Raw genomic sequence first — 19514 nt, 5'->3', positions numbered from 1 at the left:
AATAATCTAAATCTAATAACTTCTTAATAAATTCCTACCATAATTAGCCAGCATCTTTGCAAGGCTATTTATATTCAAATCGTTGATGTCGCCTTCCTGGTAATTATGCTGGACTTCTGGCCGACCGTCGAACAGATAATATTTTTCATCATCCAACTCAAGGGCTAGGTGGGTAGTGCCGTGTTTAAATTCATAAACACCGAGAATCATCTTAAACCCGAATTTCTCCAAAAGATTTGGTAGAGTTAAACCCGCTGCCTGCTCAAGCAGTACCCGGTCGATTAATTCAAGGTCTTTTTCAGTCAACCTCTGGCCCTGGGTGCCTGCAATTTTATTCTTCAGTTTGATGACGGCAGATACTTCCTTAATATCTGGCCATAATCTCTTTGATAACTCGGACAGATTGATAATTCTTGATCCTAAAATCTCTTGAACACTCATATAACAAATGTATATAAAAACATATATATAATAAAAGTAATTTATGAAATAAGTTTTCTAAAATGGTGATAAAACGGAAATTGAATAAACAAGTGGTTTTGTTTACTGAATCCTCTATGGCATTGGTTCGACTTAATATAGTGCCGATGTAATTTTAAGCTGAATTTAAAAGCTTTTAAAATCATTATCATGAAGGAAAAGATCATGGCAGCCCTCAGGAGCAAGTATGCTAATTACGGGCTTTCAGACAAAGCGCTTCTAGGGATTGCTACAATGCTGGCAATAACTGTAACAGATGAAGCAAACATCGAAACCGCCATCGAAGCAGAAGGGGTCGTTGAAGCATTGAAAGGTGTTCAGGGAGAAGTTGATTCAAGAGTTAAAACAGCAGTTGCTAAAGCAAAAGGGGGTAACTCTAATCCACAGAATCCAGAACCTCAAAATCCGGATCCAAAAGACGAAGTTCCAGCATGGTTCAAAGGTGTACAGGACGAAATTAAGTCTTTAAAGGAACAATTAGCTGGTCAGAAAACCAAAGACGCTGCATCTGAGCTTATTGCCGCTGCTAAAGCCAAAGGAATCATAATCTCCGAGAGGTATGCAAAGTCTTATGTATCTGAAGAAGATTACGACCAAGCGAATGCATTGGCTGAATTGGAGGCTGAATGGACCGGAGAAAAACAGTTTGCTGCAAATAGCCAGGCTGGAAACGGACAAGTTCCGAATGGACAGCAGCAACAGCATCAGCAACAACAAGGAAAAGTTGCACCCGAAATTTCAAACTTCACGAAAAGTATGAAAGCGCAAGCTGAGGGTGCGAAAGCAAAAAGTGTGTAATTAAAACAGTTAAATAAATGGGTTTAGGATTAAAACGTGCCTACTCTACCGGTGATATCCCGGTATTTCAGGGAACTGGAAAAGATATTCAATTAGCTCAGGGAGGCTTCCTTTTAGATATTACTGGTTTAACTGCTGGTTCTATCATAAAGGCTGGTCACCCGATGATTTTTGATGAATCTACCAGGAAAGCAAAGCCGCTCGCAACGGGCGTTATTTATGAGAATGCCGGTGCATCTGCTACAGATTACAAGGTAGTCAAAGGAACTCACACCTTAAAAGTAGGTGATAATTTTGCAGCCAAGCCTTCAGATAAGGCGTATCCAATCACAGCAATTAATACTTCTAATGCTGACTATGATTTAATATCAGTCGGTACAACAATTGGAGCTGTAACTGCTGGCGCGTTGGTGTTCGCATCAAGTGCAACTGGTGCATCAAACAGCTCATTTGGCGGCGTGAACGGATTAAACTACCGTGAAGTCAAAGTGGGTGACGGCGAAAGTGTGAGTATCGTAATTCGTGGTACAGTTTACGCAAGGCGCGTACCGTATTCTGCAGAATTAGCTGCCGCTTTACCGCGAATGATTTATTCTCAATCTTATTAATCGATGGCTATAGTAGCATCTTTATTTGGAGATTTGGCCCAGGGCCAGAACTTACAAGCTCTAATCGATGACATGCTGGAGCAACTCTATGCAGAGTCGTATTGGAGAACTTATTTAGAGTGGGGTTTGCCTCAAACCGAACTCACATTCTCAACTGCTATTGGCCGTGCACGTATTGAAGCTGCCGCTTCTTTAGTCGATCCTGACGCACCAGCTCCATTAAGAAGCCGAAATGCTCTTGAAAAGCTGGATGGAAAGATCCCGACCATGAAGGAAAAATTTGCGCTTAATCAGGATGATTATCGTAAGTTAAAGGCCTTAGAAGCATTGCCTATTAGCGATGAATCTAAGAAACAAGCGCTTATAAAAGCCCTTTGGGATGACATGAAGAATGCCGCGTTGTCAACAGACAGGCGTTTGGATATCATGTTCTTCCAAGGTGTATCGACATTTGCGATTGATGCCACTTTGTTAAACAATCCTGATGGTGTAGCATATGGATCTATTCCATTATTAGCAAAGCCATCACAGAAAAGAGGTGTTGCAAAAGTCTGGACTGATCCTACTGCTGATCCGTTCACAGACATTGAGGACTTAGTTGCGTATGCAGCAACATTCGGCCGTTCCTTTAAGGAAATTTGGATTGATCTGGAAATGTGGTTGTCAATGAAGAAATTGACGGCTGTGAAGTCTGCGATCTCAGGCTATCAAAACCCAGGATCGAATAAAAACTTTGTTGTTACTGAGTCCTCAGTTAATGAGTATTTGGTATCTAACAAGTTGCCCATGATCAAGATACTCAATATCAGAAAAGGTATTGAGAAGGATGGTATTATTGATGCTATCAACCCATTCAAAAAAGAAAACGTTGTGTTTATTCCTGACGGCAAATTGGGAATCGTTCACAATGCCATTGCTATTGAAGAATGGGAAAAGGTCGAAGGGATTAACTATGCTAAATACGATCGGGCGTTATTGAGTAAATGGAGGGATAACGATCCATGGAGAGAGTATACAAACGTTGAATTGAACGCTTTCCCTGCATTAGAATCAATCGATGGTATTTACATTCTTCAAACTGACGTAGTAGCTGCATAATGGGCGGGACTAAAGCAACAGAAGAGAAACAAGGGGCGCAAGGCGCTTCTGTTTCTTCAGAAGACACTCCTAAATGGGTGCAATTGGTTTTGGACTCAGCTCAGTTAGTGATCGAATCTAACAAACTTGTTATTGACGCGGCAAAGTCTTTAGGTGATTCCTTTAAAGCTCTTAGTGAGCTGTTGGATGAAGTATTAACCTCAAACAAAGGAGCGGTCGACGGCAATCAAGCCTTAGCAGAATCCAATGAAAGAGTTGTATTTGCTGTTGAAGCTTTCAGGGAAAAAGGCGGCGAGCTTGTTGATCGGATTATCGAAGCGAGTAAGCCCAAATCGGACGACGATGCTGGACAAGTCAATGATGCAATTGTCATCGATACTAAAGCTAAATATCGGGTTGTTGAAGGCCGAAAGATCGTTGATAAAAACAATCCTGAAAAAGAGTATTTGGCAGGCGAAAATGTAACCCATCTGGGCGAAGAAAGGCTTAAAAACCTACTTGCACAAGGGTTGATCGAAGAGGCATAACTGAAAGTTCTTTGAAATGAAAAACAGGGAAGCATTATTAGACACAATTCTTATTCCGGGAGTTCAAGGTAGAACTGCTGATTTAGAGCTTATGCGCAAAGGCTTGGATCCTGAGGCTGAGTTTTCTATGAATAATGATGCTGCCATAACTGATGCTTCCCTGGCTGTATTGTTCAAACTGAGAGGGGTAAAGCGGATCACAGAGGGCGAATTTTCTATCGAATTAGATCAAGACGCTATCGAGAAGAGAATCGCTTTCCTAACTAACGGAGGCTTCGATGTAAAGCCCGTTCCGACGATAAGGGATGGATCATATTTATGGTAAATCAATATCCCCATATCATTAAGTTAGACATCTCCGTACAGCAGGATGCTGTTCTGGATGTGCTTGGTAATTGGGTTGTTCCAGAGATAGATCCTCAAATTATTGAGATCCCATGTCGGTATGAAAAGAATCAAGCCGGCAAGGTGATTCCCAGTGCAGATGGCGGGCAGATTGTCTACACAGGCATTGCTTACATGCCTTTAGGATACCCCGACATCTCGGTAGGAAAAGCTTTTGAGATATACGACCCTGAAAAGGTTATTATCTCAAGCGAGGCTAAAGATTTTAGGCGTGGACAGTTAAATGCCAGGCTATGGGTATGAAGCCAAAATTTAGCAGGTCTGATGTTAATCGCATGTTTCAAGACCGGATACAACGGATTGAACAGGCTATCATCAGCAGGCTTATCCTTGTCGGTGAAACGTTCGTTAAAAATGCCCGCGAAAACGGGAACTATAATGACGTCACCGGGAATCTGCGAAGCTCCATCGGCTACATCGTCATGAAAAACGGGAAAATTGTCAGTGAGAATTTCGAGCAATCTGCTACAGGTACTGAAAAGACACCAGGTGTAACGTCTGCAAAGAAATTTGTAGCAGAGCTTAAAGGGCGGTTTGAAGGTGGCTATGCTCTAATTGTTGTCGCCGGGATGGAATATGCCGCAGCTGTTGAAAGCCGGGGTAAAGATGTCCTGACGTACTCTGGTATTCAAGCCGAGGAATCGTTAAAAAAAGCGATGGCGCAGATATCAAGAAAGGTGAAATCTTTATGAAAACATCATTAGACGCACTTCAAATCCTGTATATCACCACTAAGAATGCGCTGTTTTACAACACCAGTAAACCTAATGGCGATATCTATAAGCAACAGAGGCCTCTTAATTCACGAAAGGAAGATGTTGTGGTTAATGGGCTGCCATTGAACAGGGACGATATCCAGAGAGGAGTACTAAACGTAAATATTTATGTACCTAATCTCAGGTTAACGGTCAACAAGGTTACTGACAATTCACAACCGAACTTAATACGACTGAAGGAGCTAGCCGACATATTCAATGGATACTTTCTTAATGAGGTTTGGGATGAACATGGAGACTATTGCTTTAAAATACAGCAAGACAACATTTTCGAAGACGAGTACAATCAGCACTACGTGAATTTCAGAGTGGAATTTTATTCAGCAAACATTAATAACTAATTAATAAAGACATGGCAAAAAAAGTATACGGCTTAAAAGCGATCACTATAGGAGATATCGCTGTCGATGGTGGCATGGGAACTACATTGACTGAAATATTCGGCCAAACAGTTGCAGGAACAGCGGTTCTTGAATCAACTGAACCAGTAGTCGAAAATATCCCCATTGAGGAAAGTTCCCTACCATTTGATAGCATTACTACTGAAGAGGCTGTTTTTACCCTGAGGGCTAGCACTTACAATATTAGCGCGGACACGATGCTTCTATTGTTTGGAGGCACCGTAACAGGGACAGGAGAAAATAAAACCTGGTCGGCACCTGTTGATGGAGTTGTACCCAGCATAGAGAAGTCTGTTGTGGCGGAAACTAAGTCTGGTATCAAGTTCAACTTTGTTCGTATGAAGCTTTCAGGTGCGCTGGAAGCGACATTTGACAAGACCAGATTAGGCCAAATTAACTGGACCGGTACTGTATTAATTCCAACTAAGGCTGCAACAGCTCCATGGAATATTGTATTCGGTGTAGCGGCTTAGTATTATACTCTTTCCTTTCATGAATTAGCCTCCATCTGGGGGCTTTTTCTATTATTCTATAAACATCTTTGAATATTAATGTCTTGCGGTTAAGATGGCAGCCTTACTCGTTTTATCTGCGGTAATTTTAAGGCATGGAAGAGAAAAATGTACTGTCTAATGCTAGCGGCATCCTTACCGATAGCGCATCAGATAGGCTAGAATTCACTATAGAACCCAAGACATTTTTAGACAAGCTTTTGGTTAAACTCAGGTTAAAAAAGAAGCAAATCATGTCTTATGAGTTACGCCCGATTCTGGTCGGTAACAGGTATAAAATAGCCTGTAAAGCTCTGAATATCCCATCTTCAATTTTAGAATCTGGGATTATGACTGCTATCATGAAAGGGTCTCATGATCACACAGATGACTTCATTTATATTGCTGCAGTTGCTATTCAAAATGACCGAAACGAGCCCTCTAAGGAGCTTTTAGAGGAGTTGAGATGGGTCGATGACAAAACATTAGCGGTACTCCTGGACAAAGCCCTATCAACCATAGATGTCCAAGCTTTTATGAAATCTATCATATTGATTCTGGGAGCAGAAATTCTGAGTCAGAAAAAAGTGAGCCCGACAGATTAAAGGGAGATAATAGCCCTTTTGGATTAATAGGAAGCGTATGCAAATATTTTGGATGGACCGATGAGTATGTGCTATGGAAGCTAAGCTGGAATAAGCTCTTAATGTATATGGCAACAATCCCAACCTATAAACCTGACAAAAAAGAAAATGATATTATCGAGGTATCGCCAGAAGATGAAGAAAGAGAAATAAGAAGACTTATAAGCGGTAAATAAAAATGGGAGTAAATATATCAGGCGGCGAGTTAGAATGGGATGCCATAATAAATGGGTCTCAATTTAATGGTCAGATAAGAAAAATGGAGAATGATATAAACAACTTCTCCAGAAACATGAAAAACGGAGGTTCTGAAATGGACCGATACTTCCAAATCATCGGAGGTGCCGTTGCCGGATATTTATCTGTCCAGGCCTTAACTGATTTTTCGAGGAAGGTAATTGATATAACCGCCGAATTTCAAAAGTTCCAGGCTGTATTAACCAATACCTTAGGATCCGAAGCTCTCGCTGATTCTGCCATGAGTCAGATTCAGGATTTTGCTGCAAAAACCCCCTTTTCTGTCAGAACGCTCACTGATGCATTTGTGAAGCTTGCCAATCAGGGCTTTGTCCCTACAGGAAAGCAAATGCGGCAGCTGGGAGACCTAGCTTCATCTACCGGCAAAGACTTCAATCAGTTGGCAGAAGCTATCCTCGACGCTCAAACAGGCGAATTTGAGAGGCTGAAGGAGTTTGGTATTAAAGCCAAAGATGCAGGAGATAAAGTTGTTTTCACTTTTAAAGGTGTTGCAACTGAAGTTGATAAAACATCTTCTTCAATTCGGAACTATATCACATCCTTAGGCGATGCTGAAGGTGTTTCAGGATCCATGGCCGCTATTTCTGGTACATTGGGAGGGCAGATATCTAATCTTGAAGATAACTGGGATCAACTTCTAAAAACAATAGGAGAGGGAACGGATGGTGTTTTTAGTTCAGCTATCACTGCTCTATCTAAAATGCTTGATGCTGTTACAGAGTATGTTGATAAGGCAAATATAGCCAGCAAGTATAATTTGTCTAGTTCGAAGCCCAATGCATCAGGATTACTTGGAGGCCCTTTCTCTGGTCTAATGTCTCTTCTTAATAGCAATCCTGATCAAGCTGGATTTGTTCAAGAGTTAAACAAGGGATTATCCGAGCAAAATAACATCTTTTTAGAAAACGCTAAGTATTTCAGACAATATCAGGAGCAATATAAAAAGCTTGAAAAGGAAAGAGCTTTTGCGCTGAAAGGAGTTAATGATCCAAACTTAAGGAAGGCAATTGATGCTGAATATCAAAAAGCTAAAAAGATCATTAACGATAGTGCAGTTCAGTATGTAAAGAATAAGAACAAAAAGGCGGATTCAAATTTCGGAACTTCGAAAAATGGAAAGACAGATGAGGAAAGGAGGTTAGAAAGAATTTCTAATGCTTATAATAAACTTCAGAGTGATTTGAATTTTATTAATCTCGACAAAAAGCTTTCGCTCGAAGAGATTGATGAACAAAAGATCAATGCCTATGAGAGTCTTCTTAAATCTTTACTTGACAATGGGATTAAGCCCACAGATAGGGCTATAGTCGATGTTACAGATAAGATTTTTAAATTCAATCAGGAACTGAATTCCATTGAGGGGAACAAATTCCAGATAGGAGTTGATGCCAGAGAATTAGAGGATAAGGCAAAGCAGTCGGTTAAAGAGTTTCAAGATCTGGTGAAGGCTGGAGAAGATGTTGAGGCAACTGTAGGAAATATAAACAAGGAAATCACTAAGGGATTTCTGCCTAAAGTAAAGAGTGCGGAAACCAGATTCAGAGAGCTTGGAGACAAAGCTTATGGTGTGGCTGATGGCCTGTGGTACTGGTCAGAGGCGCTACATGACGTTGATCCTTTGTTTAGTAAAGTTCTGGGTAAGATCGGAGAAATCTCAAACGGAATCGGGAATGTTTCCAAAGGCCTCGAGGCGATGCAAGCAGCGAAGGCAACAGAGGGAAGCTTTGATAACATATTATCCGGATTTAATACTATAGGCTCAGCGATAGGTGTCGTGAAAGGCATTGTTTCCTTGTTCGATAAGTCAGAGGAGAAAAGACGAAAAGCCGAAGAACAACGCGCATATTCCCAGGATCTTCAGATCAAAGCCATTGAAGCCCAAACAAAGGCGATGGAGAGGCAACTTTCTGTGATAAAAGACCTTTATGGCGCTGAACGTCTGGAAAAATATGGACAATCGCTTGAAGAGATAACCCGCAAGAGGGAAGAACTTCAAAATTCATTAAACGGTAAATACATGCTTTCCGATGATAAATCCGACAGCGATGTACTGGCTCGGTTCAATTCGGGTCAATTCAACCTGGATGAAATGCGAAAAGAGCGCGACCAGCTCGCGAAGGAGGTTGAAAATGATAGGAAGTATTTAGACGACTTAAAGAAAAAGGGCCTGGAATATAGATACAGCTCTATGGATAAGTTCCAGGCTGATAACAGAAAAAGAAACCTGGATGTCACTCAATACTATATTGATATCGCCGAGAGCGCCGCAAGCCTCCAGGGTAAAACCGTAGAAGAACTTACTCAACTATTGGATTCTGGCAGGTTGGACGAGGTTACCAGAACCGCCGTACAGAATCTCATAACCTTTGAGCAGCAATATAAAGACACTCTTAATGCGATGCGTGAAGAGGCGACCGGAATAGGGTTCAATGAAGTAGTTGATAGCATCGTTGATATGTTTGCTCGGGGGAATGCAGCGGCTGAAGACTTCGGGAAGAACTTCGAGGAGATAATGAAAAAATCAATCCTGAACTCTTTCAAACGCAATTCACTTGAAAAAGAGCTGCAGAAGTTCTATCAGGATTTTGCAGCCAAAGCGGAATCAGGTGGAGGACTAGATCAGGGTGAATTAGGCAGCCTCAAAACCTTGTATGATGCCATAATTGCCAATTCCAAGAAACAGTTTGAAGAATTGGAGAAAGCAACAGGGATGGATTTTGCAAGTGAATCAGCCTCGTCGTCAAACTCCCTTTCTGGCGCTTACAAGTCAGCATCACAAGAAAGCATCGACTTATTAGCTGGTCAGACTGGAGGAATGAGACTGGCACAGTTGCAAACAAACCTCATACTGACCAGTCAAAAGGGAATCCTTCAGGATCAATTGAATATCGCCATGGCTGGAATACGACACTGGCAGGCCATCGAGGCCAACACTTTGCGAACTGCCAATAATACTGACCGAATGCAGTCGATTGAAAGTTCGCTTAAGTCTATTTCTGAGAAGATGGATAAAAACAGCAACGCCCTTGCAGCTAACGGGAAAATAGGAGGATAGACATGAAAGGACTTTATAAAATAGACACCCAGGATGTTTATGAAACCTATAGGTTTATCGTTTCCAAAGGCTCTGATACTTTCCTTCAGCCTCGAAAACGCAAGGCTCCTGATCAGTATGACTGGAAGGATGAAAATGGCGTTGAGTATGATTTGGCTGATCCAACATTTGAACCCAGGACCTTACAGCTTGAAGGAACTATTGAGGGTAGTGATGAACTTGATTTTCAACTTAAGTGGAACGCCTTTAAAACATTATGGCAATTAGGTGGCGCCAGGCAAATTGAAGCGATTGAGATCGGAGAAACTGTTTTAGTGTTCTGTGAGCAATTTCAGCAAACAGAGCGCCTTACCCGGATGAAGGGTGGCAATAAAGTATATGTAAAAGTTGCCCTCACACTAAAAGAAGTGATAGACCCATTCTTTGACACATTAATAATTGATACAACCACTGTAGATATAATATTCCCATGACTATATTAAGCGGAAGAATTAAAAATAAACTCTTTACCGAGAATGAATGGCTGGTTGCTGATCCTCAATTATTAAAGGGCGAACTGATCTTTGTCAAGGATGGTGAAGATGTAAAAATGAAAGTTTCCCTTATTGACGGGGCTAGATTTTCTGAAACAGAATACAGTTCCCTGTCAAAGGTTGAAATCAGGGAGCTGATACTAAATGGTGCTGTAGGCTTTAACCCGACCGTAGTTGGCAGCGGTGGTACTCTTCCTGCAACGACAACTAAAGAGTTTATGTTCGTTGGCCCGGGAACTTTCAACAAGCCCGGAGGCGGAACAATCGTGACCACCGAAAACCTGAATGTGCTAAGTTCCGATGGCGCTACCTGGGTATTAAGCAAATCAGTGCCAGTCACAGTTCCGCCGCCAAAAATACCTGCATGGCAAGCTCAGGTTTATACCGCAGGGCTTCAGGTTAACAGGAATGGCAACTTCTATGAGGCCGTTGTAAACACTACTGCAGGACAGGAACCAGGCATAGTTCCCGAAACAATCTGGAAACGGGTTAATCTTCCATCGGCTGCCGTAGCTGTTAAAAGCTATAAAACGGGTGATCAGGCAAAGAATGCCGCTGGTGAAATACTTGTGGCGATTAAAGATGCCGCTATAGCCGATACTGCTCAGACAACCGGCACATTTATGAAGCAGGGACTCAGTGTGTCAAATATTTATAACATCGAAAATTATTACGGTAGATAATGGAAAAATTTATTGATTTGAGTACAGTTCCCGGGGTAACTCTCGGCTTTTTTGGAGCTCCGCCATACACCCCACAGGAATATCTAAATGCTCATAATAACCGCATTGCTATTCAGGATGAAATAGATACAGCTTACAATCAAGGGTATACAAAGGTGTCTTTTAAAAAATGTGAGCTGACGTTGGGTTATGAACTAACGGTAGATTCTGCATTTGCTGGCAATGGTGCTGACTTAATCAATCTCCGTAGCAACACAGAGTATGATTTCGGTTTTTCCAAAATCGAAATGATGTTCGATAGCGCGAACAAATCCCCTTATCATACCACGGTTAACAATTTCACCAATCCCTATCAGCTAAACGGGCGGGTGATCACAAGTAAAGGGGCAAATAATGTTATCCTGCGAAACCTTGAGATTAAAGGAGACATCTTCTTTCGGTCGTTTGCCAACACTAATGAGAAAAATGAAGAGCAGACGTATGCCTTTGACTTTGGCACCCTGTCAAATAACGTCAGGGTATTTGACTGTGATTTCTACGGGTTCATGGGAGATGCGTTTTCAAGTCGGGGGCCGTCAGCTGAGGACAATGTCTTAGCGGACATAGGAACGTATTACCCTGGCTATTTTAACGGATCTTCTGTTATCGCTAAAGCGGGATGTTATGTTACCAATTTGATTGATATTGATTTGGTTAAAGAGGCTGCTAATAACAGGTATTCACCCGGAGTTGTTCAGGTTAGGAGAATGGGCGGTGTTGACCGTACGCCTATGCTGGCGAACCCTATGTTTGAGCTTGTCTTCTTTACCGCTGCGGGTGCAATGATTAGCAGGGACCTATATACTCCATTTGACTTGATCAAGCTACCAAGAAATGCTGCTAAAGTAAGGATGCAGATATTCAACGAGGTGGACGGCCAGGCATCAATTACGCATGGAATGTATTCCCTGCACCTCAATATTCCAAATCAAAGACATGTTGAGATCAGGGACTGTAAGATACACGATAATCACAGGGGCGGTATATCGAACATGCCTGATGACTGTATAATTCATTATAATGAGATCTATAATAATGGACTTGACAGTGGGATTGGAGCACCATTATTCCCAGGGACAACCCGTTACCAAATAAACATAGAGGATATTTATAGTGCTAACGTAACAATTGAGAACAACAAGCTGTATGCTGGATATCATGGAATTCTGATTGGTTCTGAAACTATTAAAATCCATAACAATCAGCTATCTAATACTGGCGGGATAGTAATTTTCCGGTGCAGCTCGGCTGTAATTGCCAATAATAAAGTTTCTGCTAATGGAGGTATTTTACCCCCGTTTAATCTGTTTGATGGGAATGGTACACGAGGTAATATAAGGTCGATAGCAGTTTACGGAAACAAGTTTGAGTCTGGGGATATTATGATTGATTTGTCAGCCTCTAAATTAATTAATACGGAGATAAGAATAGAAAACAATGAATTTTACGGGAGACGGATATATCTTATTGATGGAGGCGACAATATCAGCTTTGTTAATAACGTGTTGTACTTCTCAAACAATGGAACTGCTGGAGCCTCGTATTCAACCCTCTCCAATATCAGGAACATTCACGGGAACAGACTCATCACGAGATGGCCCGCATTTAATGCCCCTAATAACGTAAGGTTATACTTCAACGGATATGTAGAAGGTAGCAATAATAAGATAGATAACTGCAGGCTGTATTGGGGTGATGCCTTTGCTGGCGCTGCTGACCCGTTCTTGCCGGTTATCAAAGGCTTCAATTTCGTAAAATGTACCTTTACAGGACTGTTAGCCGATAATATTGTTTCGGCCGTTTTAAATGTCACTTATGAGGATTGCTCGTTTGAAGATACTGAGCTTTATCCGCCGATCACTACTGCTGCGACATTCACTAATGCGCTATCATTTAAAAATTGCCGGTTCAATATTTCGGAGAGCTATGCGCCTGCGGGTGGTGGAATGATTTTCTTTAGGGAACTGAATAACTATACAGCAGGAAAGGATTATATCCTTAACATGGATAACGTGGAGATCAATAATAAGAAATCTGCAATTCCAAAACTTCTATGGTGGCAATATAACTTCAGGACTTACCGGATCAAAGTGAACGCTAATAATGTGAAAGCAACTGGCATGGGCGATTTCCTTGCTAATATTAATTCAACAGGGGTAAGGAGTTAATTATGAGGTATCAGATAAAACGAGGCTCAAATACAGTTGCAACCATCAGGCCAGAGGGTAGACAGCAACGCAGAATAATGGCAGAGAATACACTCTCTGTCGCTTTCTCCCTATTTACGTATGTTAACGTACTTATTGGCGATTACATCACCTATGACGGTCAGAGGTACTATTTCAAGGAACTACCGACTGTAAAAAAGGTATCAAATAACAAATGGGAATACCAGGGAGAATTAAAGTCAAAGCAGTATGATCTTGCCGAGGTACAGTTCTTCATGTACGATTCAAATAATGAACTACAAGAGGGTGATTTTAGCCTAATGGCTAATGCAGAAACCTTTATTGATCTGCTTGTTACGAATGCTAACCGGGTTTCTTCTGGCTGGACGAAGGGCGTTGTCGATGCCACCATAGCTAAGAATCTAACCTTCAGTAATCAAAACTGCCTGTCAGCTTTATCAGACTTCGCAGAAGCATTTGAAACTGAATGGTGGATAGAAAATCAGGTTATCCACTTAAGCAAACGCGAAGGTGTTCAGAATTTCACTTTTGAGTATGGCCGGAATAAAGGACTTTACAATATCACCCGGCAATCTGTAGCAAACAGCAATGTAATTACAAGGTTGTACGCGTTTGGATCTGATAAAAATCTACCCTCAAACTATCGCGGGTTATTTGCTAAAAGATTGCGTATGCCTGTAGGTATTAACTACCTGGAAGATAACGTTGATAAGTTTGGAATCATTGAACATACGGAAATCTTTGACGATGTTTATCCTCATCGTACAGGAACGGTTACTGAGGTAGATCCGTTGAACCCGTTAAAGTTTACAGACGCTACAATGGAGTTCAATGTGAATGATTATCTGATTTCGGGGCTAGTAGCAAAAGTGATCTTTCAGACGGGGCAATTGGCAGGTTATGAAATTGAACTGCAGTCTTACAATCATTCTACTAAGACCTTTACAGTTAATGTGGTAAAGGATGAAAAGTCAGTTGAAATACCGTCTGAACTAATTCGACCAGCTGTAGAGGATAAATATATCCTGGTCGATATTACAATGCCTGTCGATTATATCACAGCTGCAGAATTAGAACTTCAGGATCGCGCTCAGGCTTTCCTTGATGGCCGAAAGGAGCCAATCATTAATTACATCGTTCAATGCGATAAAATGTATTTCAGGAGGGAAAACATAGCATTGATCCTGGGTAATTATGTGACTCTTAAAGATGTTGATTTTGATTTAAACAAGGCTATCCGGATCAATGGCTATTCACGCGATATTCAAGACTATTACAATTATAACCTGGAGCTGGCAGAAACTACGCAGATACAAAGGATCGTTCGTCAGGTAGCAGCCCAGGAACGCATACAAAAGGCTGTAGACACTTCAAAGATCAACGACATAAATAAGGTCAGGGCTCTTGATGGAACTATCAGAGACTTTGTAGCTGGTCGTATAAGGTTTGGTAACAATGGAACTTCTTCTATTGTAGATGGGAACTTAATAACCTCCGGGACAATGCTATTAGGTTCTGAAGGTGGCGATGTTGAAACAGGAATAACCGGCATAGGAGAAGATCCTGAAAGTGTTATGATCTGGTCAGGGGCTTCCTTTGCTAATAGAGATAGTGCGGTGTTTAGGGTGCAGAAGGATGGAAAGGTCTTTATGAGCAATGCGTCAATTCAAAGCTCAGAAACTGGGAAAAGGATTTCTATAGACGGGTCTGAAAATAATTTAAAATTATTCGATGGATCCGGAAATGAAGTATTAAGAATTGACGATGATAACGCGTTGTTAAGAACTTCGTATTACATAGTAGACTGGTCTCCGCTTCAAACTCCTGATGGGCCAGAATATCCTCCGAATTACATGTATACAAGACTAATTAATTCTCAATGGCGTAGCTATTTCTATAATACAGGGCCTGGAATAAGCATAGGAAAAGGAACAACCGATTCAAACGGATTCTCTACCTTGAGTCAAAGTGGACTTTTCTTGAGCGGAGTTGCTGACATAAAAGGAGGTATCAGGACTGGAGATGACTTAAGCCCTGGATTGACTCAGGATGTAGTAATAAATGGAACTACTTTAAAATTCGTGCATGGGATACTAGTATCTGTAAGTTAAGGGTTACTTCCATTCCTCAAAACTTTCGGCTTGTGCATTCAGGCTGAAAGTTTTGTCCATAAACAGCTTTGGTTGGTCATTCACCTCAAAGAATTTATGAGAGTAAGCTAGTCGGCCAGATTCAGTTGTAACATCATCAATAGCAAAAACAAGATATTTGCCTTTAGGCTGATTTGTTACTAAAATTCCATGCCTATTTTCCGCAGTATGTTTAACATAGGTGTTGGTAGATTTATTATATGCGAATCCTTCCAATGCTTGCCCCAAGTTGTTAATCTCTAAATTTCCTTGACTATTATCCCAAAGATAGATTGACCCATTAAGGAAAACTGTATCAATTTTTCCGGATTCGGCGTCAAGTACTTTATATGTTCTAATTGTGATTTGGGTTTGCTTAGGGTCTGAGTTCTCATCATCCTCATCTTTCTTACATGCCGCGAATACAAATAAAATCAGTGATAAGAGTATAAGTTTTTTCATACACAAATGTAAAGAATTTTCTCTGAGGATGAGATGACTCCGCAATAAGTATTCAGTTTAAGAGGGTGGAGTAATAAATAGAGTCAATTTTACTAATTATTATTTTTTGTTCGATTCCTTATATAATTGATAACCTGTTCTGTATAAGCTTAAGAGAGTGTATTTGGAGCTATGGATATAAACCGGAACAAACTCGCCACTATCATTTTTAAAAGTTATCGTTCGATACTTTTGTCATTGATATTTTCAGATCCTCTAGCAATGCTTTTATTTTATCATCTATCCCTTTGAAAAGCCGTCGATCGTCGTTTGGGGTCATGGAATTTCCCTCATTGAATTTCTTCCAAACTGGCTCAAGCGGTGAAAATTTATCAGTAGCATATTGATTATTTAAAAGTCTATAAGAAAATTGATACACCTGGGCCCGATATTTACTGTCTTTAATAGTTATGTCGATCATAAAAGAAATTCGACTTGCACTTCCAAAGAAAGTATTTGTGACGATGTCGAATATTCCAGATCCTACTATATTACCAGATTCCTTGTTATCAACTTTTATTACTTCTTTCGAATCGTTAAACGCCTCGGCGAGCCATTTCCGGGATTTATCATATAAGTCACTCTTTGAAGCGCTATCCACAGTCACTATTTGTTCGTAAAAAATTTTACCATCCTTAATAGGAATAACAATTGGCGTCCTATCTTTTTTTCCTTGACAAAAAGCTAATATTGGAAACACAATTAATGATAAGAGTATAAGTTTTTTCATAAATCAAAAGTAGCAAGAATTTCCCACCTGTGAAATTTAACGCTATATCATTAATAAACTGATTTGTAAACGGATCACTCTTATTGTTTTACAATTCAAGATCGAAATTTGATGACATCCCTGATAAACAGATATCATGGAAGCGACATCAAGAACGAGAATGAATACAGACCAACCTAACGACTGGATTGAATTTATAAAATGGGGCATAGCCTGGGTTAGTGGATCATTTGCTACAATGTTCAGCTTCAATAAGTTTATTGACCGCTATTTCGATTACAAGCTTAAGCAGCAGGCTAAGTTTATTGAAGATGTCGTCGAACGAAAGGTTAGCCCTGAAATTTCTGAATTGAAAAATGCAATAGACGAGCTCAGAGAAGCTATTTGGGCCTTAAAAAACAAATAACTATGGAGATAAGAGAGGTTTCTACGACAGGAATACAGTTTTTGATAAAAGAGGAGGGGCTTGTTAAGCGTCCTTACCTGGATAGTGTAGGTATTCCCACAATTGGAATAGGTTGTACTTACTATGAAGATGGCCGGAAAGTTAAAATGACGGATCCTGCAATTACTACTGAGCGGGCAATATCACTTTTTAAGAATATGTTGCGCACTTATGAAAGGGCCGTTTATTCTGTTACCCGGGATGATATCAATCATAACCAGTTTGATGCAATGGCCAGCCTGACGTATAATATTGGCGTGAACGGGTATAAAGGGTCGACAGTAGTTAAACTGGTTAATCAGGATCCTAACGATCTACGGATTAAAGCCGCCTTCGAGATGTGGAAGAATGCCGGTGGTAAGCCTATCCTTTTAGGCCGCAGAAAGCGTGAGGCAGCGCTGTATTTTACCCCTGACGCCAAACCGAAAATTGATAATGTTGAAGATATCTACAAGAACCAAGTAAAATACGTTCAGGCGAAACTAAAGATACCAGTCGACGGGATTTTCGGGCCACAGACAAGAGCTGCAGTGATTGCATCTCAGAAAGCCTATGGGCTTGTACCCGATGGGATTGTCGGCCCCAAAACCCTTCAAGTTCTTAATAAACTATCTGCGTAATGAGCAAACTTATAAAATGGCTCGCGCCATCCCTCCAGGGGCCGGATGGCAAATCATCGGCCAGGGCTTTAACAAACTTCTGGTATGTCTTATTGAATACAGGCATTTCGATTTCCATTGTAGTTTTAGCCTACAGGATATCAGATCAACGTAAACCAACTCAAGAGGCAATTGCGGCCCTTAAGATTTTGGTATGGCTTTGCGTGATCTACAACCTGACCATACTTGTCATTTTTGGGATTGTCACCGCGCAGCAGGTGAATGAGGGGATAAGGGCTTTAAGAGGTCGGAGCCAAGAGCCGGAAACAATTAAACAAGGCGATGAAATAACTGTAAAAGGGAAAATAGAATGAAAAGAACTCTAACCATCAAATTGTTAAGTACATTTCTGCTTTTAACGGCAGCAACCCTATTTATTTGTTCATGCAAGGCCAAAGAAAAGTCATTGACAAAAACAAAAGCAGATGGTAACAAATCTGAATCGATTTCAAACCAGACTAACACGAATGTTATTGACAAGACGATTACATCAACAGCTCAGGCGATCGTTGAGGAGAACTCACGAGTTGAGGAAACGTCAGTAAACGTAGATAGCATAAAATCGCATCCAGACGGAACATTGATTATCTACACTGGCGGCAAGCCCATGACCAGAAAGATCAATTTGACAGGCAAAAAGAACACATCCGGTTCAACCCAAGTAAATACCGATGTTGAAATCAACCAGTCCTCAAAAACTGATATCCGATCTCAACGGGATAGTACATCTGTCGTAAAGACTGAAGATAAGAATGTCGAAAATAAGAGCACCGGCAAAGCCTGGGTAATTTCGGCTATATCCGGTACTGTTATAATCATTATTTTGTATTGGTTAATTAAAAGCAGGAGCTGAGGATTATATCCTCCTGCTTTTAAGATTAACCTCTTCCCCAATAATTACTCCCATATCTTTAAGATAGTCCATTAGTTCAGCCAGCGTCCTGTGTCTGGTCAGCTTGATTATATTTGGCAATTTCTCACCATCCTGAACCATATGAATTACTCTGGTATGCTTAAAAGCATATAGAGTTATCTCAACGTCGATTTTTAAATCTTTTTTCACCTTCCTAAAAAGCTTATTGAAATATTTTTGATATACGGCCAACTCTCCGGGGCGGCCAGCTTTTCCGAAAAGAAAATAATGCCTTGGATACTGCTCGAGGTTCATTTCAGTTAAGATTTCAAACAAAGAATCATCAATTGGAATATACTGCCGGATCTTGCTTTTAGCATGATTGGCCGGAACAGCAATTTTTCTATCGATCAGATCAATATCAGATATTTTTAATAGTCTTAACTCTGCATCAGGCCTGAAGCATGTATAATAAATGAACCTTTGAAATTGATATAGGTATGGTTCATTCTCTTTGCAATGTTGCAAGACCTCAGAAAAAGATTGATTGTCAAGTGGCCGATTTCCCTTTCTGGTAATCTGGAGTCTTTTAAGCTTCTCGCATGGGTTGACGTTTACAAAATCATCATAGTTAGAGATAATATGCTCAAAGAATGTATGAATCGCCTGCAGGTAGTGATTATAAGTTTTGTTACTCCATCTCTCTGTCAACTGCTTACTCTTTAGGAATTCAAAAATATGCTGTTTGGTAATGTGGAAGATCATTAAGTTTTCCAGTGATTTAGATTCAAGCCACATCTTGAAAAATCCGAGACGCTCCTTATACTTTCGAAATGTGCCGATTCTAAGGTCTGGTTCAACCTCTGAAAGATATTTGTCTATGCAACGACAAATGTTATATCCCTGGTACTGGACATTGTCAGCGGCCCTGTACGCTTGATATGGATTGAATCCAGCTTCAAGAAGCTGTTTCATCGTTTTCAAAACTATCCTAAGTTGCTTTTTACGTTCCGGGATAGTATGTAAGCAGTTAATTGTTGAACCAACTTTAAAACGCTCGTATAATGGTTCATCCGGGCGTTGTAAAGCTTCTGGTTTTAAGTAATGGTATTGAACAAACCACTCTTTTGAAATATCACCCCCTGCATCGTAAGCTTTGAGCAACTTGTAATTTGGCATATTAATTTTTGTCCGGTTTTTGTCAGACGCAAA

Annotated in this window: 23 protein-coding genes; 19 read left to right on the top strand and 4 right to left on the bottom strand. The window is 40.6% G+C overall.

The window, feature by feature from the left end; translation table 11 throughout:
* Positions 1-12: 12 nt before the first annotated feature.
* Positions 13-441: a hypothetical protein gene (locus J3P37_RS19920; RefSeq protein ID WP_256013118.1), complete on the bottom strand. Its 429-nt coding sequence runs from the start codon at positions 439-441 to the stop codon at positions 13-15.
* Between the two features lie 189 nt (positions 442-630).
* Here J3P37_RS19920 and J3P37_RS19915 point away from each other — a divergent pair, with 189 nt between their 5' ends.
* From J3P37_RS19915 to J3P37_RS19845, 15 genes are all read left to right on the top strand, one after another.
* Positions 631-1278, top strand: a complete 648-nt coding sequence (locus tag J3P37_RS19915; protein ID WP_256013117.1) for a hypothetical protein — start codon at positions 631-633, stop codon at positions 1276-1278.
* 17 nt (positions 1279-1295) lie between these two features.
* Complete coding sequence (locus tag J3P37_RS19910; RefSeq protein ID WP_256013116.1) at positions 1296-1886, top strand: hypothetical protein; 591 nt, start codon at positions 1296-1298, stop codon at positions 1884-1886.
* Between the two features lie 3 nt (positions 1887-1889).
* Entirely contained in the window at positions 1890-2984 is a 1095-nt protein-coding gene (locus J3P37_RS19905) for a major capsid protein (RefSeq protein ID WP_256013115.1), read from the top strand.
* The gene (locus tag J3P37_RS19900) at positions 2984-3511 is read left to right on the top strand and encodes a hypothetical protein (RefSeq protein WP_256013114.1); all 528 of its coding nucleotides are present in this window, start codon (positions 2984-2986) and stop codon (positions 3509-3511) included. The genes J3P37_RS19905 and J3P37_RS19900 overlap by 1 nt, the downstream gene beginning before the upstream one ends.
* A 16-nt stretch (positions 3512-3527) precedes the next feature.
* Complete coding sequence (locus J3P37_RS19895) at positions 3528-3836, top strand: DUF6706 family protein (protein WP_256013113.1); 309 nt, start codon at positions 3528-3530, stop codon at positions 3834-3836.
* Positions 3830-4159, top strand: a complete 330-nt coding sequence (locus J3P37_RS19890) for a hypothetical protein (protein WP_256013112.1) — start codon at positions 3830-3832, stop codon at positions 4157-4159. The genes J3P37_RS19895 and J3P37_RS19890 overlap by 7 nt, the downstream gene beginning before the upstream one ends.
* Positions 4156-4608, top strand: a complete 453-nt coding sequence (locus tag J3P37_RS19885; protein WP_256013111.1) for a hypothetical protein — start codon at positions 4156-4158, stop codon at positions 4606-4608. Before J3P37_RS19890 ends, J3P37_RS19885 begins: the two co-directional genes overlap by 4 nt.
* Positions 4605-5033 (top strand): hypothetical protein, encoded by a 429-nt coding sequence (locus J3P37_RS19880; RefSeq protein ID WP_256013110.1) that lies wholly within the window; start codon positions 4605-4607, stop codon positions 5031-5033. Before J3P37_RS19885 ends, J3P37_RS19880 begins: the two co-directional genes overlap by 4 nt.
* Positions 5034-5044: 11 nt before the next feature.
* Complete coding sequence (locus tag J3P37_RS19875; RefSeq protein WP_256013109.1) at positions 5045-5566, top strand: hypothetical protein; 522 nt, start codon at positions 5045-5047, stop codon at positions 5564-5566.
* 134 nt (positions 5567-5700) lie between these two features.
* Positions 5701-6189 carry a hypothetical protein gene (locus J3P37_RS19870; RefSeq protein ID WP_256013108.1) on the top strand — a complete coding sequence of 163 codons (489 nt, stop codon included), beginning with the start codon at positions 5701-5703 and terminating at the stop codon, positions 6187-6189.
* Between the two features lie 217 nt (positions 6190-6406).
* On the top strand, positions 6407-9541 hold the full coding sequence (locus tag J3P37_RS19865; protein ID WP_256013107.1) for a tape measure protein: 3135 nt from the start codon (positions 6407-6409) through the stop codon (positions 9539-9541).
* Positions 9542-9543: 2 nt separating this feature from the next.
* Complete coding sequence (locus J3P37_RS19860) at positions 9544-10014, top strand: hypothetical protein (protein WP_256013106.1); 471 nt, start codon at positions 9544-9546, stop codon at positions 10012-10014.
* The gene (locus J3P37_RS19855) at positions 10011-10757 is read left to right on the top strand and encodes a hypothetical protein (RefSeq protein ID WP_256013105.1); all 747 of its coding nucleotides are present in this window, start codon (positions 10011-10013) and stop codon (positions 10755-10757) included. The genes J3P37_RS19860 and J3P37_RS19855 overlap by 4 nt, the downstream gene beginning before the upstream one ends.
* Positions 10757-12964, top strand: coding sequence for a right-handed parallel beta-helix repeat-containing protein (locus J3P37_RS19850; RefSeq protein WP_256013104.1), 2208 nt, complete (start codon positions 10757-10759; stop codon positions 12962-12964). The genes J3P37_RS19855 and J3P37_RS19850 overlap by 1 nt, the downstream gene beginning before the upstream one ends.
* 2 nt (positions 12965-12966) lie before the next feature.
* Positions 12967-15096, top strand: coding sequence for a phage tail family protein (locus tag J3P37_RS19845; protein WP_256013103.1), 2130 nt, complete (start codon positions 12967-12969; stop codon positions 15094-15096).
* 3 nt (positions 15097-15099) lie between these two features.
* Here J3P37_RS19845 and J3P37_RS19840 read toward each other — a convergent pair whose 3' ends face one another.
* Positions 15100-15576 (bottom strand): hypothetical protein, encoded by a 477-nt coding sequence (locus tag J3P37_RS19840; protein ID WP_256013102.1) that lies wholly within the window; start codon positions 15574-15576, stop codon positions 15100-15102.
* A 208-nt stretch (positions 15577-15784) separates the two neighbouring features.
* Positions 15785-16345, bottom strand: coding sequence for a DUF4468 domain-containing protein (locus tag J3P37_RS19835; protein ID WP_256013101.1), 561 nt, complete (start codon positions 16343-16345; stop codon positions 15785-15787).
* Positions 16346-16481: 136 nt separating this feature from the next.
* On the opposite strand from J3P37_RS19835, the gene J3P37_RS19830 reads away from it, so the two are divergent.
* From J3P37_RS19830 to J3P37_RS19815, 4 genes are read left to right on the top strand one after another with little or no spacing between them, the layout of a single operon-like run.
* Positions 16482-16751, top strand: coding sequence for a hypothetical protein (locus tag J3P37_RS19830; RefSeq protein WP_256013100.1), 270 nt, complete (start codon positions 16482-16484; stop codon positions 16749-16751).
* 2 nt (positions 16752-16753) lie between these two features.
* Positions 16754-17410: a glycoside hydrolase family protein gene (locus tag J3P37_RS19825; protein ID WP_256013099.1), complete on the top strand. Its 657-nt coding sequence runs from the start codon at positions 16754-16756 to the stop codon at positions 17408-17410.
* Entirely contained in the window at positions 17410-17763 is a 354-nt protein-coding gene (locus J3P37_RS19820; RefSeq protein ID WP_256013098.1) for a hypothetical protein, read from the top strand. Before J3P37_RS19825 ends, J3P37_RS19820 begins: the two co-directional genes overlap by 1 nt.
* On the top strand, positions 17760-18302 hold the full coding sequence (locus tag J3P37_RS19815) for a hypothetical protein (protein ID WP_256013097.1): 543 nt from the start codon (positions 17760-17762) through the stop codon (positions 18300-18302). The genes J3P37_RS19820 and J3P37_RS19815 overlap by 4 nt, the downstream gene beginning before the upstream one ends.
* Positions 18303-18305: 3 nt before the next feature.
* On the opposite strand, the gene J3P37_RS19810 is transcribed toward J3P37_RS19815, so the two are convergent.
* The gene (locus tag J3P37_RS19810) at positions 18306-19481 is read right to left on the bottom strand and encodes a tyrosine-type recombinase/integrase (RefSeq protein WP_256013096.1); all 1176 of its coding nucleotides are present in this window, start codon (positions 19479-19481) and stop codon (positions 18306-18308) included.
* Positions 19482-19514 lie beyond the last annotated feature (33 nt).

Source organism: Desertivirga xinjiangensis (genome assembly GCF_024436435.1).
Taxonomy (GTDB): Bacteria; Bacteroidota; Bacteroidia; order Sphingobacteriales; family Sphingobacteriaceae; genus Desertivirga; species Desertivirga xinjiangensis.
Note: the sequence above shows the minus strand (reverse complement) of the source record. Positions and strands in the feature narration are given on the sequence as shown.